General features: G+C 70.3%; 15 protein-coding genes. 4 read left to right on the forward strand and 11 right to left on the reverse strand.

The window, feature by feature from the left end; translation table 11 throughout:
- On the reverse strand, nt 1-218 hold a 218-nt coding region (locus AB0M82_RS41490), incomplete at its 3' end, for a hypothetical protein (protein ID WP_364734609.1).
- A complete protein-coding gene (locus AB0M82_RS41495) occupies nt 218-1,573 on the reverse strand; it encodes an OFA family MFS transporter (RefSeq protein WP_364734527.1) in 1,356 nt (451 codons plus the stop codon). The genes AB0M82_RS41490 and AB0M82_RS41495, both read right to left, overlap by 1 nt.
- A gap of 103 nt (nt 1,574-1,676) precedes the next feature.
- Here AB0M82_RS41495 and fdhD point away from each other — a divergent pair, with 103 nt between their 5' ends.
- Nucleotides 1,677-2,501 carry a formate dehydrogenase accessory sulfurtransferase FdhD gene (fdhD, locus tag AB0M82_RS41500; protein ID WP_364734529.1) on the forward strand — a complete coding sequence of 275 codons (825 nt, stop codon included), beginning with the start codon at nt 1,677-1,679 and terminating at the stop codon, nt 2,499-2,501.
- A 6-nt stretch (nt 2,502-2,507) separates the two neighbouring features.
- Here the strand turns inward: fdhD and AB0M82_RS41505 are convergent, their stop codons facing one another.
- Together AB0M82_RS41505 and AB0M82_RS41510 are read right to left on the reverse strand one after the other, a co-directional pair.
- Nucleotides 2,508-2,630, reverse strand: a complete 123-nt coding sequence (locus tag AB0M82_RS41505; RefSeq protein WP_364734531.1) for a hypothetical protein — start codon at nt 2,628-2,630, stop codon at nt 2,508-2,510.
- Nucleotides 2,631-2,639: 9 nt separating this feature from the next.
- A complete protein-coding gene (locus AB0M82_RS41510; protein WP_364734533.1) occupies nt 2,640-4,079 on the reverse strand; it encodes a carotenoid oxygenase family protein in 1,440 nt (479 codons plus the stop codon).
- 73 nt (nt 4,080-4,152) lie between these two features.
- Here AB0M82_RS41510 and AB0M82_RS41515 point away from each other — a divergent pair, with 73 nt between their 5' ends.
- Together AB0M82_RS41515 and AB0M82_RS41520 are read left to right on the forward strand one after the other, a co-directional pair.
- A complete protein-coding gene (locus tag AB0M82_RS41515) occupies nt 4,153-4,860 on the forward strand; it encodes a TetR/AcrR family transcriptional regulator (protein WP_364734535.1) in 708 nt (235 codons plus the stop codon).
- Between the two features lie 172 nt (nt 4,861-5,032).
- Nucleotides 5,033-5,968 carry an alpha/beta hydrolase-fold protein gene (locus AB0M82_RS41520; RefSeq protein WP_364734607.1) on the forward strand — a complete coding sequence of 312 codons (936 nt, stop codon included), beginning with the start codon at nt 5,033-5,035 and terminating at the stop codon, nt 5,966-5,968.
- A gap of 10 nt (nt 5,969-5,978) precedes the next feature.
- Here the strand turns inward: AB0M82_RS41520 and AB0M82_RS41525 are convergent, their stop codons facing one another.
- The 7 genes from AB0M82_RS41525 to AB0M82_RS41555 form a co-directional block, all read right to left on the reverse strand.
- A complete protein-coding gene (locus AB0M82_RS41525; RefSeq protein ID WP_364734537.1) occupies nt 5,979-6,899 on the reverse strand; it encodes an anti-sigma factor RsbA family regulatory protein in 921 nt (306 codons plus the stop codon).
- Between the two features lie 53 nt (nt 6,900-6,952).
- Nucleotides 6,953-7,372, reverse strand: a complete 420-nt coding sequence (locus AB0M82_RS41530; protein WP_364734539.1) for a hypothetical protein — start codon at nt 7,370-7,372, stop codon at nt 6,953-6,955.
- Between the two features lie 49 nt (nt 7,373-7,421).
- On the reverse strand, nt 7,422-8,717 hold the full coding sequence (gene clpX / locus AB0M82_RS41535) for an ATP-dependent Clp protease ATP-binding subunit ClpX (protein WP_364734541.1): 1,296 nt from the start codon (nt 8,715-8,717) through the stop codon (nt 7,422-7,424).
- Nucleotides 8,718-8,943: 226 nt separating this feature from the next.
- Complete coding sequence (locus AB0M82_RS41540; protein ID WP_285985189.1) at nt 8,944-9,600, reverse strand: ATP-dependent Clp protease proteolytic subunit; 657 nt, start codon at nt 9,598-9,600, stop codon at nt 8,944-8,946.
- A 25-nt stretch (nt 9,601-9,625) separates the two neighbouring features.
- Nucleotides 9,626-10,231: an ATP-dependent Clp protease proteolytic subunit gene (locus tag AB0M82_RS41545; protein ID WP_360178838.1), complete on the reverse strand. Its 606-nt coding sequence runs from the start codon at nt 10,229-10,231 to the stop codon at nt 9,626-9,628.
- Between the two features lie 138 nt (nt 10,232-10,369).
- The gene (gene tig, locus AB0M82_RS41550) at nt 10,370-11,761 is read right to left on the reverse strand and encodes a trigger factor (RefSeq protein WP_364734543.1); all 1,392 of its coding nucleotides are present in this window, start codon (nt 11,759-11,761) and stop codon (nt 10,370-10,372) included.
- A 131-nt stretch (nt 11,762-11,892) separates the two neighbouring features.
- The gene (locus AB0M82_RS41555) at nt 11,893-12,480 is read right to left on the reverse strand and encodes a TetR family transcriptional regulator (RefSeq protein WP_364734545.1); all 588 of its coding nucleotides are present in this window, start codon (nt 12,478-12,480) and stop codon (nt 11,893-11,895) included.
- A 138-nt stretch (nt 12,481-12,618) separates the two neighbouring features.
- Between AB0M82_RS41555 and AB0M82_RS41560 the strand changes: the two genes are divergently transcribed.
- A complete protein-coding gene (locus AB0M82_RS41560; RefSeq protein ID WP_364734547.1) occupies nt 12,619-14,706 on the forward strand; it encodes a fatty acid desaturase in 2,088 nt (695 codons plus the stop codon).
- The last annotated feature ends 70 nt before the right edge of the window (nt 14,707-14,776 follow it).

Here is a 14,776-nt window from a genome sequence, read left to right on the forward strand (position 1 = left end):
CGGCCCGGCCAGAGCGCCACGCTGAACTTCCGGCTCCGGGCCGACGAGGACGCCGAAGGTGGCACGGTCACCGGCGCGGTCACCGCCGGCGTGCGCCCGAAGAGCTGCACCAGCTTCAGGAACAGCTGGTACACGCCGTAGGCGAAGGGCAGCACGACCCACGCCCAGGCGAGCACGATCAGCGGCACCCGGTTCGGCCTGGTTTCCCGCTCCGCCATCACGCCTCACTCCTCACGGCCGCGCCCGCCGGCGCGGGCTCGTGGTACTTCTCCCGCACCGGCCGCACCAGTTCGTTGGCCACGAAGCCGACCACGAGCAGGCCGATCATGATGTAGAACGACGTCGTGTACAGGTCCGTCCCGGACTTGCCCGCCGCCTTCTCGCTGTCGGCGATCCGGTTGACGATCAGCGGGCCGAGCACCCCGGCCACCGACCACGCCGTGAGCAGCCGGCCGTGGATCGCGCCGACCTGGTAGGTGCCGAAGAGGTCCTTCAGGTACGCCGGGATCGTCGCGAACCCGCCGCCGTAGAACGACAGGATCACCATCGCGCACAGGATGAACACCAGCTTCGACGAGTTCTGCGTCAGCGCGATCACCAGGTACAGCAGCGCACCGGCCCCGAGGTAGGTGCGGTAGATGTTCTTGCGGCCGACCAGGTCCGAAGTGGACGACCAGACGAACCGGCCGAGCATGTTGCACAGCGACAGCAGCGCGACGAACCCCGCCGCCGAAGCCACGCCCACCGGGGTCGAGGTGCCCCGGAAGAAGTCCTGGATCATCGGCGACGCCTTTTCCAGGATGCCGATGCCCGCGGTCACGTTGAAGCACAGGACGACCCAGAGGCACCAGAACTGCGGCGTCCTGATCGCATTGGCGGCCGAGACGTTCGCGGTGCTGATCATGGCCTTGCCGTGGTCGGTCTTCGGCTCCCAGCCCGCCGGCTTCCAGCCGTCGGCCGGGACCCGCACGAGCAGCCAGCCGAGCGACATGAACACCGCGTACACGAGGCCGTGGACGAGGAAAGCCGTCGAGATGGTCCCCGTGTCCGGCGCGGTGCCGAGCATCGACGACGACCACGGCGACGCGATCAGCGCGCCACCGCCGAAGCCCATGATCGCGATCCCGGTCGCCATGCCCGGCCGGTCCGGGAACCACTTGATCAGCGTCGACACCGGCGAGATGTAGCCGATGCCCAGGCCCACGCCGCCGATCCCGCCGTAGCCGACCACGACCAGCCAGAACTGCCCGGTCGCCACGCCGAGCGCGGAGACGAGGAATCCGCTGGCGAAGCAGCACATCGACACGAACATCGCCCAGCGCGGGCCGTTGCGCTCGACCAGCGTGCCGCCGAAGGCCGCCGACAGCCCGAGCATGACGATGCCGAGCTGGAACGGCAGCGAGCTCTGCGTGCCGTTCAGGTGCATCGTCTTCTCTAGCGGGAGCTTGAACACGCTCCACGCGTAGGCCTGCCCGATCGACAGGTGCACCGACAGGGCCGCGGGCGGCACCAGCCAGCGCGTCCAGCCGGGGGGCGCCACGATCCGGGATCGGTCCAGGAAGCCGAGAGCCATCGGTTCCCTCCGTACTCTGGGGATGATGGAGGGGAATGTATTACTAAATACCCGGTGTTGCACCATGCGAGTGTCAAACTTTCGGGACAAGAAAGGTGTACGGATGGGCAGGGTGACCGTGCGCAGGCCGGTGCGGCGGATTTCCGCGACCGGGGACCGGCGCCGCCCCGACGCGCTGGCGGCCGAAGAGCCCCTGGAGCTGCGGGTCGGCGGCAAGGCGCTGGCGGTCACCATGCGCACGCCCGGCAACGACGTCGAGCTGGCCCACGGCTTCCTGCTGTCCGAAGGCGTGATCGGCGGCCGTGAAGACATCGCGGTCGCCCGCTACTGCGACGGCGTCGACGACCAGGGCCGCAACACCTACAACGTGCTGGACATCGCGCTGGCCGCCGGCGTCCCGCCGCCGGACATCGGGGTCGAGCGCAACTTCTACACCACCTCGTCGTGCGGGGTCTGCGGCAAGGCCGCGCTCGACGCGGTCAAGCTCCGCACCCGCTTCTCCCCGGCCGAGGCCGCCTTCGCGGTGAAGAGCGAGACCCTGTCCGGCCTGCCCGACGCGCTGCGCGCCCGGCAGAAGGTGTTCGCCAGCACCGGCGGCCTCCACGCGGCGGCGCTGTTCACCCCGGACGGCGGGATCGACGTCGTCCGCGAGGACGTCGGACGGCACAACGCGGTCGACAAGGTGCTCGGCTGGGCCGTCCTCGAGGGCCGGATTCCCGCGCCCGGGCACGGTCTGCTGGTGTCCGGGCGCGCGTCGTTCGAGCTGGTGCAGAAGGCCGCCATGGCCGGGATCGGGCTGCTGGCCGCGGTGTCCGCGCCGTCGTCGCTGGCCGTCGAGCTGGCCGAGGAGAACGGCATGACGCTGATCGGCTTCCTGCGCGGCGACTCGATGAACCTCTACACCGGCGACCACCGCGTTCTCACCTAGGCCCGCTCAATGGGGCAGCTCCTTCGCCACGGCCAGGATTCCGTAGATCAGCGCGGTCAGGATCAGCACGATCATCGCGATCAGGACGAGCACCATCACGCAGCCGACGATGCCGTCCCGTTTGCGCACACCGTCAGCCTAGGCCGACTCGACCCAGTTGCCGTGGAAGCCGTTCGGCACGCGGTCCGGCAGGTGGATCGCGGCCACGGTCTCCAGCGTGCCCGCGTCGAGCAGCGTGAGGTCGCTGCGCCGCGTGGCCGGGTCGAAGACGAAGCCCATCAGGACGCCGTCGTCCTCGGCCGCGTCGTCGTGGCGGGGGACGAACACGAACTCGCCGGGCTGCCGTCCCGCGCCGAACGCCCGCTCCTGCCGCGACCCGGTGTGGAAGTCGTGCTTGAACAGCGAGCCGCCGGGGTTCGCGCCGCTGTCGGCCGACATCGCGTAGCCGTAGCGGTGGCGCCGGCCGACGAGCCGCTCGTCGACGCGCGGGAACTCCTGGCCGCGGTCGTCGAGCCGCTCCTCCAGAACCTTGCCGGCGGTCAGATCGACGGTCCAGCGGTCCAGGGTCGGGCCGCCCTCATCCGGGCCGTGCAGCTCGCGGTCGAACATCTTCGGGTGCCGGACGACGTCGAGCACGACGCTGTCGCCGTCGTCGTAGGCGTTGAGCGGGTGGAAGACGTAGCACGGCTCGACGTCGAACCAGCGGACGTCGCGGGCGCCGCCCTCGCGCGGCATGATCCCGATCCGCGCCGGGTACTTCGGGTCCCAGCGGTACGGCAGGCCGCCGTTCGCGCCGACCTTGCGGGCCATCATCGCGGTCACCGGGTCCGGCACGCGGACCTTGCCGATCATGGCCGAGAGCACCAGCTTCGCGGGTGTCCGCAGCGCGCCCGGCACGTTCGCGGCGACGGCCATCTCCGCGTTGAACGTGACCGGCAGGTCGTAGAACACGACGTGCTTCTCGGTCAGCGAGAAGTCGTGCATCATCGGCGACCCGGTGACCTCGACGTCGACCGTGCGGCGGGCGTGGCCCTGTGCGTCGATCACCGAGTACTGGACCTTGTTGCCCATGCCGAAGAAGTACGACACGGCGTGCAGCTCGCCGGTGCGCGGGTCGCGCTTGGGGTGGGCGGTGTAGCCGCCCGGGAGCGTGCCGTCGAAGTCGCAGCGGCCGACGGTGTCGAGCTCGTCGGTCAGCTCGTAGATCGGCGCGCCCGCCTCCACCAGCGCGAGAGTCTTCCCCGCGTGGCCGATGACGTTGGTGTTGGCGCCGAGCGCGTGCAGCCCGCCGAACCGGCTCGCGTCCTCGCCGGCCAGCGCCGCGACGACGGCCGGGTTGCGCACCCAGCGGTTGCGGTACCACTCGGCCTTGCCGTCGCGCAGCCGCACGCCGTGGACCATGCCGTCGCCCATGAACCAGTGGTAGGCCGCCGGATCCACTTCGGACAGCGGGTTGGGCCCGTTGCGCAGGTAGCGGCCGTCGAGGAAGCCGGGGATCCGGCCCGTGACGGCCAGTTCCGTGATCGTGTGCTCCCGGCTGACCGGGGCGAAGTTGCCTTCGAGGAACTTGTTGCCCATGCCTGACCCCTTCGAACGAAGCATAACTGGGTTATAGATCCAGGTATAACAGGGTTATGAAATACTGGCAAGCATGAGCCCGAAACCGCGCGCGACCGACGTCAAGGACCGGCTCGTCGAGGCCGCCATCCGGCTGCTCGACGACGGCGGCCCCGAGAGCCTGCAGGCTCGCAAGCTGGCCGCGGAGGTCGGCGTCTCGACGATGGCGGTGTACACGCACTTCGGGGGCATGGCGGCGCTGGTCGACGAGGTGGTGCGCACGGGATTCCGCAAGCTCAGCGCCGCGCTGGCCGAGGTCGGCGAGAGCGACGACCCGGTCGCGGACGTCTTCAGCCTGGCCCGCACCTACCGGCACACGGTCGCCGAGCAGCCGCAGCTGTTCGCCGTGACGTTCGGCCAGATCGCCCCCGGCGGCAAGCGGGCGACGCTGTCCGACCTCACCACCGAGGCGGGCCGCGAAGCCGCCAACGAGGGCTTGGAGGCGTTCGACCACATCGTCCGGGCGACCGAGCGCGCCATCGAGGCCGGCCGGTTCCGGCCCACGGACAAGTACCAGGCGGCCGCCCAGCTGTGGAGCGCGCTGCACGGCTTCGTCACGCTGGAGGCGTCCGGCCACTTCGGCCCCGGTGAACAGGGGATTGACCACATCCTGATACCCCTCGGGATCACGCTCTCCGTGGGCCTCGGGGACACTGTGGAGCGGGCCGGACGCTCGGCCGAGGCCGCCAGGGCGGCTTGGCGGGCGAAGACCCGAAACGCCAGGCAGGGTGGGAACGACTAACCCGGCGAGAGGGACGCGAGGGGAACGCGGAGCGGGTGCGCGGCGTCCTAGGAGTGGCAGCGGGGGACGGAGACAGGTGAACGACGAAAACGGTGAGCCCTCTGGGGCTGAGCGCGGCGACGCTGAGCGCTCTGGGGCCGAGCCCCAGGCCCCGGCCGGGGGGCAAGCCCCCCTGGACCCCCCGAAAACGGCCGGGGCGGCGGCGGTCCGGGACGCCCGGCGGTGGCTCAGCCGCCGCTCGGTGCTGATCGCGGGCGCGTCCGGGCTGGCCGTGGCCGGCCTGGCGGCCGGCACCGCGACCGGCAAGCTGCCGTTCAGCCAGGCTCTGCAGCGAGCGCTGGGCGTGGCTTCGTCGAACCCGACGACCCAGCTGGGCAGCACCCGCGTCGAACGCGTCTACTCCACGGCCCGCGGCCGGATGGTCGACCTGGTGTTCATCCTGCCTTCGAAGACCCCGCCGCGCGGGCTGCCGATGTCGCTCATGCTGCACGGCCTGCACGGCAACGCCCGCAGCGCGGCCCCGACCGGCACGCTCAAGCAGCTCGCCAGCGATGTCGCCCGCAAGGCCGTCCCGGCGTTCGGCTTGGTGGCCGTCGACGGCGGCGACAACTACTGGCACGAGGTGCACCCGGGCGACGACCCGATGGCGATGCTGCTGGAGGAGCTCCCCCAGTGGCTGCGGGCGCGCGGCTTCGCCGGCCCGACCGGGCAGCCGTTCGCCTGCACCGGCGCTTCGATGGGTGGGTTCGGCGCGCTGGTGTACACGCGCCGCCGGGTCGAGCGGCGGCAGCCGCCCGCCGCCGTCGCGACCCTGGCCCCGGCACTGATCCTGTCGTGGCAGGAGATGGCCAAGCGGCACATCTTCACCGGCCTCCAGGACTGGACGTCGCTCGACCCGCTGCGCCACGTCGACGAGACCAAGGGCGTGGCCAACGGCATCTGGTGCGGCATGGAGGACCCGTTCATCACCGGCGTCCGGCGGTACATCGAAGCCGCGCACCCGGCGGTCGCGCACACGGCGCACGGCAAGCACGGCGATGCGTTCAACCGGACCGTCGTGCCGAGCTTGATCAGCTTCCTCGGCAAGCACGTTCCCCGAGGCGACTGACGCGCCGACCTCAGCAGGTGAAGTGCACCCGGGTCGTCGTGCGGCCCGGGACCCAGTACGTGCGGACCAGGTCGGCCAGCCGGTTGACCAGCACCAGCCCGCGGCCGCCCAGGGTCGTCGCCGACGGCGGGACGCGGCCGGCCAGCGGCTCGGCGATGGTGCCGTGGTCGGTCACCTCGCCGATCACCTCCGCCGGCCCCGCCCACAGCCGCAGCACGCCGGCGCCGCCGCCGTAGAGGACGCTGTTCGTGGTCAGCTCGGCGATCGCCAGCGCGAAGTCGTCCCGGCGGGGCCGGCTCAGGCCGTGGCGGGCGGCCCAGATCTCCGCGAAGCCGCGCAACGACCCCAGCTGCCCGAGGTCGAACCTCCGCTCGACCACGGACGGCGGCGGCTCGAGCGGCCGCGCGAAGTCCGCGCGCACGCCGTCGGGGTCGAAACGCGCGCTGAGGAACGGCCCGGCCGGGCCCCACACCTCGGGATGGGTGCGCTCGGCGTCGGCCAGGACCTCCGGCGGCAGCGTCGCGATGTCATAGGGACAGAGCACGGCCAGGTCGCGGCCCGCGAAGGCGTCGTTGATGAGCGCTTCGTGCTCCACGCAAGCCGGGTATTCGACGTCGGTGCGTCCGGCCCAGATCGGCTCTCCCACGATCCGCACCGGGCCCGCGTGTTCACCGGCGAAGGCGAGGAGCACCGACGGGAGGATGGCGCCGGGGTTGCGCCCCGCGCGTTCCATGTCGATCAGCCGGACCTCGTTCGCGCGGTCTTCCAGTGCCTTCTCGATGAGCAGCAGATTGCGCTCGGGAACGGCGACGGCCACCGGTTCGCCTCGGCCGAGGCCGTCGAGCAGGAACGGAACGACACCGTCGAGGTACTCACTGTCACCGCGGTAGAACAATGCCGGATGCCGAAACGGTCTGAGGGCATCTACCACGGGGTCTTCGTACCCAGAGCCGGCCACCCGCAAACGGGTCCGCCGGCGGGAATTCACTCCACCCAGCGGCCGACGACCGAGATCAGCCAGAAGCCGACCACGGTCGCGAGGGCGAACAACAGCACCCAGTTGACCAGCTGACGCCGCTCGGTCACCCCACGGGCCCGCCACAGCCCGTAGCCCGCGACGACGAACAGCGGCACCGGGATCAGCGGCAACGGCGACAGCCGTGCCACGACGGCGACGACACACGTGCCGGTGCACACGGCCAGCACGCCCATCAGCACGCGGTTCAGCCACGGGTACCGGTCGAAGACGGACGCGATCACGCGCTCGCCCAGCTCACGGAACCCCAGGACCGTCCCGGCCGGGGCGTCCCCGGCGGGCACCGGGGACGGGTCCGGCGGCGGCGGCGCCTGCACGCCGCCGCCGGGGACCGAGCCCCCGGAACCCGGGAAAGAGTCAGCAGTCATTCAGCTTTCCTGTCGGTCTCCGGACCGGGTGGCCCGGAGACGCCCGGTGTCAGGCCGACTTCTCGCCGCGCTCACTGCGCGCGCGCCTTGTCGGCTGCCGGGCGACGATCGTCGGGTTCACGTTCTCCCGGACGGTCTGCTCGGTGATGACGACCTTCGCCACGTCGTCGCGGCTCGGGATGTCGTACATGACCGGCTGCAGCACCTCTTCCATGATGGCGCGCAGCCCGCGGGCACCCGTGCCCCGCAGGACCGCCTGGTCGGCGATGGCCTCGAGCGCGGTCTTGGTGAACTCGAGCTCGACGTTGTCCATCTCGAAGAGCTTCTTGTACTGCTTCACCAGGGCGTTGCGCGGCTGGGTGAGGATGCTGACCAGCGATTCCTTGTCCAGGTGGTTGACCGTCGCCACGACCGGAAGCCGGCCGATGAACTCCGGGATCAGCCCGAACTTGATCAGGTCCTCCGGCATCGTGTCGGAGAAGATGTCGCTGTCCTCGATCTCGGACTTGGTGCGGATCTCCGCACCGAACCCGAGGCCGCGCTTGCCGACCCGCTCGTTGATGATCTTCTCCAGCCCGGCGAACGCGCCGGCCACGATGAACAGCACGTTCGTCGTGTCGATCTGGATGAACTCCTGGTGCGGGTGCTTGCGGCCGCCCTGCGGCGGAACCGACGCGGTGGTGCCTTCGAGGATCTTCAGCAGCGCCTGCTGCACGCCCTCACCGGAGACGTCCCGGGTGATCGAGGGGTTTTCGCTCTTCCGGGCGATCTTGTCGACCTCGTCGATGTAGATGATCCCGGTCTCGGCCCGCTTGACGTCGTAGTCCGCCGCCTGGATGAGCTTGAGCAGGATGTTTTCGACGTCTTCGCCGACGTACCCGGCCTCGGTCAGCGCCGTGGCGTCCGCGATGGCGAACGGCACGTTCAGCAGCTTCGCCAGCGTCTGCGCGAGGTAGGTCTTGCCGCACCCGGTGGGGCCGAGCATCAGGATGTTCGACTTGGCGAGCTCGACGGACTCCTCCTTGGAGTCCTTCGGCCCGGCCTTGTCGTCCGCCTGGATCCGCTTGTAGTGGTTGTAGACCGCTACCGCGAGGGTCCGCTTGGCGTCCTCCTGGCCGATGATGTACTGCTCGAGGAACTCGTGGATGTCGGCGGGCTTGGGCAGCTCGTCGAGCTTCACGTCGCCGGCCTCGGCCAGCTCCTCCTCGATGATCTCATTGCAGAGGTCGATGCACTCATCGCAGATGTAGACCCCAGGGCCGGCAATGAGCTTCTTCACCTGCTTCTGGCTCTTCCCACAGAAAGAACACTTCAGCAGGTCTCCGCCGTCACCGATCCGTGCCATGGCCGTTGACCTCGTCCCCTCCGGCGCGGTTGTCCGCGCCTGACGTGTGTTGCGACGGTGCGACCCCCGGCCACACACGACCGGGCTGAGCCTCACGCATTGCCACTGACGGTACCCGTCCGACGCCGTGGGCGGGAACACCCGCGAGCGCCGGGAGCACGTCAGAGGACCCTAAACCAGGATGCCGGTGTATGTCGTCTTCTCGACACACACCGGCCCGGCGGATCTACAGAGCCGACGCCTTGCGGTACGGGAGCACCTCGTCGATGATGCCGTACGACTTGGCCTCTTCGGCGGTCAGGATCTTGTCGCGCTCGATGTCCTTGCGGATCTGGTCCGCGTCCTTGCCGGTGTGGTGGGCCAGGATGACCTCCATCTGGCGCCGCACCCGCTGGATCTCGTTCGCCTGGATCTCCAGGTCGGAGACCTGGCCGTAGGTGCCCTCGGTGGCCGGCTGGTGGATCAGCACGCGCGAGTTCGGCAGCGCGTAGCGCTTGCCCGGCGTGCCGGCCGACAGCAGCACCGCGGCGGCCGAGGCGGCCTGGCCGAGGCAGTACGTCTGGATGTCCGGGCGGACGAACTGCATGGTGTCGTAGATCGCCATCAGCGAGGTGAACGACCCACCCGGCGAGTTGATGTAGATCAGGATGTCGCGGTCCGGGTCCTCGTGCTCGAGGTGCAGCAGCTGGGCCATCACGTCGTTGGCCGACGCGTCGTCCACCTGCACGCCGAGGAAGATGACCCGCTCTTCGTACAGCTTGTTGTACGGGTTCGACTCCTTGACGCCGTAGCTGGTGCGCTCGACGTAGGAGGGCAGGATGTACCGCGACTGGGGGATGTTCGGAGCCCGGAAGTCATCACCCGGGAGCCTGAAGTTGCTCATCGAAAGTCTCCTTGGTGCTTCGGGCTCAGCGGGAGCCCGGACGGGCGATGTCGGCGGTGAGGACGTGGTCCACGAACCCGTAGTCCTTCGCCTCCTGCGCGGTGAACCAGCGGTCACGGTCGCCGTCCGCGATGATCTGCTCGACCGTCTGCCCGGTCTGGTCCGCGGTGATCTGCGCCAGTTCGCGCTTCCACTTGTTGAACAGGTCGGCCTGGATCGCGATGTCCGACGCCGTGCCACCGACACCGGCCGACGGCTGGTGCATCAGGATCCGCGCGTGCGGCAGCGAGTACCGCTTGCCCGGGGTGCCCGAGGAGAGCAGGAACTGCCCCATCGAGGCCGCCATGCCCATCGCGTAGGTCGCGACGTCCGGGCGGATCAGCTGCATGGTGTCGTAGATGGCGAACCCGGCGGTGACCGAACCGCCCGGCGAGTTGATGTAGAACCGGATGTCGGACTCGGCGTCGTCGGCGTCGAGCAGCAACAGCTGCGCGGTGATGCGGTTGGCGATCTCGTCGTTGACCTCGGAACCGAGGACGACGATGCGCTCCTGGAGCAATCGCTCGAACACCGAGTCGGTGAGGGTGAGCCCTGCGGTGCCGGTCCGCGCCTCGGGCGTGTGCTGCGTCACGTCTGCCTGCCTTTTCGCCGGCAGCGGCCCAGTGTTGACGGCCGCCGCTGTCGTTTCAGATGCTTGAGATCTTGTATCCGACCCTAACGAACTTGGGCGGTGCAGAATGCCTGACACCGCCCAAGTTCGCTCACAGCTTCACTCCGCCGGAGTCTTCGCCGTTTCGTCGGTGACCTGCGTCTCTTCGGTTGCCGCGTCGGTGGCCGGCTCCTCGGCGCCGAACAGCTCCGAGAGGTCGACCTCGGCGCCCGAGCCGTCGGTGACGGTGGCCTTCCGGACGATGGACGCCAGCGCCTTGCCGCGCCGCACGTCGGCGTAGATCGCGGTCAGCTGGCCCGACTGCTGGGCGCGCTGGACGTACTCGTCCGGGCTGACGCCGAAGCGCTGGGCCTGGTAGATGATCCGCTCGGTGAGCTCGCCGTCGTTGACCGACACCTCTTCCTTGTCGGCGATGGTGTCCAGCAGCAGCTGCGTGCGGACGGCCTTCTCCGACTCGGCGCGGGTCTCCGCGTCGAACTCTTCGAGCGTGCGGCCTTCGGCCTCGAGGGCCTGCGCGAACTGGGCCTCGTCGTGGTCGAACGGGTGGATCGCGTCGTGCTTGCGGTTCTCGATCTCGGAGTCGAGGACCTTCTCCGGGATCGGCACCTCGGTGCGCTCCAGGAGCTCGTCGAGCACCTTGTCGCGAGCCTGGACGCCCTGCTGCATCTTCTTGACCCGGGCGAGCCGCTCGCGCAGGTCGTTCTTCAGCTCTTCGATCGTGTCGAACTCGCTCGCCATCTGGGCGAACTCGTCGTCCGCCTCGGGCAGCTCACGCGTCTTGACCGACTGGACGGTCACGGTCACCTCGGCGTCCTTGCCGGCGTGGTCCCCGGCGACGAGCTGCGTGGTGAACGTCTTGGTCTCGCCGGCGGAGGCGCCGACGATCGCCTCGTCGATGCCGTCGACGAGCTGGCCGGAGCCGATCTCGTAGGACAGCCCGGACGTGGCGGCCTCTTCGACGGCCTCGCCGTCGACGGTCGCGGCCAGGTCGATCGAGACGAAGTCGCCGGTCTCGGCCGGGCGCTCGACGCCGGTCAGCGTGCCGAAGCGGGCGCGCAGCTCGTCGAGCTGCTCGTCGACCTCCGCGTCGGTCAGCTCGACGTCGTCGACGGTGATCGCGAAGCCGTCCATGTCGGGCAGCTCGATCTCCGGGCGCACGTCGACCTCGGCGGTGAACTCGAGCACGTCGCGGTCTTCGAGCTTGGTCACGTCGAACTCGGGGTTCCCGAGTGTGCGGACCTCGTTCGCGCGGACGGCCTCGATGTACTTCGCCGGGATGGCCTCGTTGACGACCTCGTCGAGCACCGGGCCACGCCCGATCCGGCTTTCCAGGACGCGAGCGGGCGCCTTGCCGGGCCGGAAGCCCGGGATGCGCACCTGCTGGGCGATCTTGCGGTAGGCGCGGTCGAAGTTCGGCTTCAGCTCGTCGAACGGCACCTCGACATTGATCTTGACTCGCGTCGGGCTCAGCTGCTCGACGGTGCTCTTCAAGGTCTTCTCCTCGAGCGGTAACGATTGTGGTGGACAATCCTGCGGAAATGGCCCCTGGTCACCTCAGACCGGGACGTCCGAGTCTAGGCCAGTCGCCCGCGCCGCCTGGGTGGGGGCCACCCGCGGCGGCGCTACCCGAGCATCCGCCCGATCACCCAGCGCATCTGGCCGCTCGCGTGCTCGACCGACCCCGAGGGCTGCACCAGGTGGGAAAGCAGCAGCCGGACGAAGGCTTCGACCGCGACCGTCCACTCCGACGGCGTCAGCCGGACCTCCGGGTAGCACCGCGCGAACAGCGCCGCCACGGTGTCGACCGAGCGCTCGAGCACGCCCTCGGGCCGGGTGGTGAGCAGCGGGAGGAAGTCGTCACGCCCGCCCTTCGGGCACCCGAGCGCGATCAGGAGCAGCGGGTTGACCTTGGCGGCTTCGAGGGTCTGGCGGAACGCCGCGGTGACGCCGTCGACGGGATGACCCGGGTACGCGGCGGCGACCTCGGTCACGCGCTCGGCGAAGCGCTCGGTCTCACGCAGCACCAGCGCCTCGGCGAGCTCGGTCTTGGAGCCGAGTTCGTTGTAGACGGTCTGCCTGCTGACGCCGACCTGCGCGGCCAGCTTGCCCATCGTCACCGCGGCCCAGCCGTCGGTGGCGATGAGGCCCGCGGCCGCGTCCAGCAGACGTTCCCGGGTGCGCGCCGGGGCGGGATGGGTGACGGCCTTCACATCGGGAGCTTACCTGCCGCTTGCGTTCGGCTGGCCGGGACCTTTTTTCGAAGCCTGGTTCAACGTTTACAAACCACTCGGGGTTGTCTACGGTGACTCCCGCCTCGCCAGGAGCTTCTCGACCGAGGAGACCGCACGATGCCCGTCGTCGATACCCCGCCGCGTGGCTCCGGGACGTCCTCGTCGGCCGCGGGCGACCGCGCCATCCCCTCGCCCCGCATCCCGCTGCCCCGCCTCTCGGTGCCGACGCTCCTGCTGTTCGCCGGCGGCGTCGCGCTGTGGGGCACCGCGACCTGGCTGCTGCTGGCCGGCGTCGCCCCGCCGGTGTACACCGTGCCGCTGCACGCGATCGTCACCTTCACGATGTTCACGGTGGTGCACGAGTCGGCCCACCACGCCGCAGGAAAGCTGACATGGGTCAACGAGCTGCTCGGCAGGCTGGCGATGCCCTTCGTCGCCGCCTACGCGTCGTTCCCGCTGCTTCGGTTCGTCCACAGTGAACACCACCGCAACACCAACGCGGACTCGCACACCGACCCGGACGCGTGGACGTCGCAGGGAGCCTGGTGGTCGCTGCCGTTCCGCTGGCTGACGATCGACTTCTGGTACGCGCGGTTCTACACGGCGCGGGCAGGGAGCCGGCCGTCCCAGGAGCGCGCGGAAACGATCGTCGCGCTGTCGCTGGCGTTCGCCGCGGCCGCGGTGCTGATCGCCTGCGGCCACGGCCGCGAGCTGCTGCTCGCGTACGTGCTGCCGCAGCGGCTAGGACTGGCGGTACTGGCCTGGTGGTTCGACTGGCTGCCGCACCACGGCCTGCCCGCCGCGAAGCCGCGCGACAAGTTCGGCACCACGCGGGTGCGGGTGGGACTGGAGTGGCTGGTGACGCCGATGATGCTCTACCAGAACTATCACCTGGTGCACCACGTCCACCCCGCCGTGCCGTTCTACCGGTACCTGCGGGCGTGGAAGGACAACCGCGAGGCCTACCTGGCCCGCGACGTCCCGATCATCACGGCGTGGGGCCGCGAGCTGACCCCGGCGGAGTACCGCGCGTGGCGGCGGCTGGCCGAAAACCTCGGCGGCCACGAACCCGCCCCGGAGCCGCCGCCGCTCGGGCCGAGCCGGTTCCACCGGCTGCGGGTCCGCCAGGTGCGGCCGATGACCGCGGACACCGTCGCGATCACCTTCGACGTCCCCCCGCACCTGGCGGCGGAGTTCCGGTTCACCCCCGGCCAGCACGTGGCGGTCCGCGCGGTGCTCGACGGGCAGGCCGTGCGGCGCACGTACTCGATCTGCGCGCCCACCGGGTCCGGCGAGCTGCGGATCGCGGTGAAGCGGCGGCCCGGCGGCGCGTTCTCCGGCTTCGCGACCACGACGCTGGCCGCGGGCGACTTCCTCGACGTGCTGCCGCCCTCCGGCGGGTTCACGCTCGTCCCGGATCCTTCACGGACCGCGCACTACGTCGCGCTCGCCGCGGGCAGCGGCATCACGCCGCTGTTGTCCATCCTGGTCAGCGCGCTGACCGCGGAGCCGCACAGCCGGGCGACGCTGCTGTACGTCAACACCTCGGGCGCGACGACGCTGTTCGCGTGCGAACTGAAAGCACTCGCCGAGGGCTTCGGCGGCCGGCTGCACGTCGTCCACTACCGCACCGACGAGCGCGACCCGGACCTGCACGCGCACCGGCCCCGGCACTTCGACGTGGTCGGCGAAGCGCTCGCCATCTCGCACGAGCGGTACCAGCGCGGGCGGCTCGACGGGACGCGGCTGCGCGCGCTGCTGCAGAACCGGCTCCACCCGGCGAAGGTCGACGAGTGGTTCCTGTGCGGGCCGCGCGGCCTGATGGACCTGGCCCGCCGCACCCTGGCCGAAGCGGACGTCCCGGACGAGAACGTCCACTTCGAACTGTTCCGCGGCGCGGCGCCCCTGCGCGACCCGGCGGGGACGGCGGCCCGGGTGGCGGTGACGCTCGGCGGCACGACGACGTGCGTGGCGGCCGAAGCCGGGGAGACGGTGCTGGACGCCGCGCTGCGAGCGGGTTTCGAGGTGCCGTACTCGTGCACGGGCGGCGCGTGCGGCACGTGCCGGGCGACGCTGCTGCACGGCCAGGTCGACATGGACGTCCGGTACGCGCTCACGGAGGACGACGTGGCGGCGGGCCGGATCCTGACGTGCCGCTCCCGCGCGACCACCCCGGAGATCGCGGTCGACTACGACCGCCGCTGACCCCCGGCCCCAAGCGCCCCAATGTGGCGTTCGGTGCGTCCAGCGCACCCAATGTGGCGTTCGGTGCGCT

The sequence above is a fragment of the Amycolatopsis sp. NPDC051128 genome (assembly GCF_040682715.1).
Lineage (GTDB): Bacteria > Actinomycetota > Actinomycetes > Mycobacteriales > Pseudonocardiaceae > Amycolatopsis.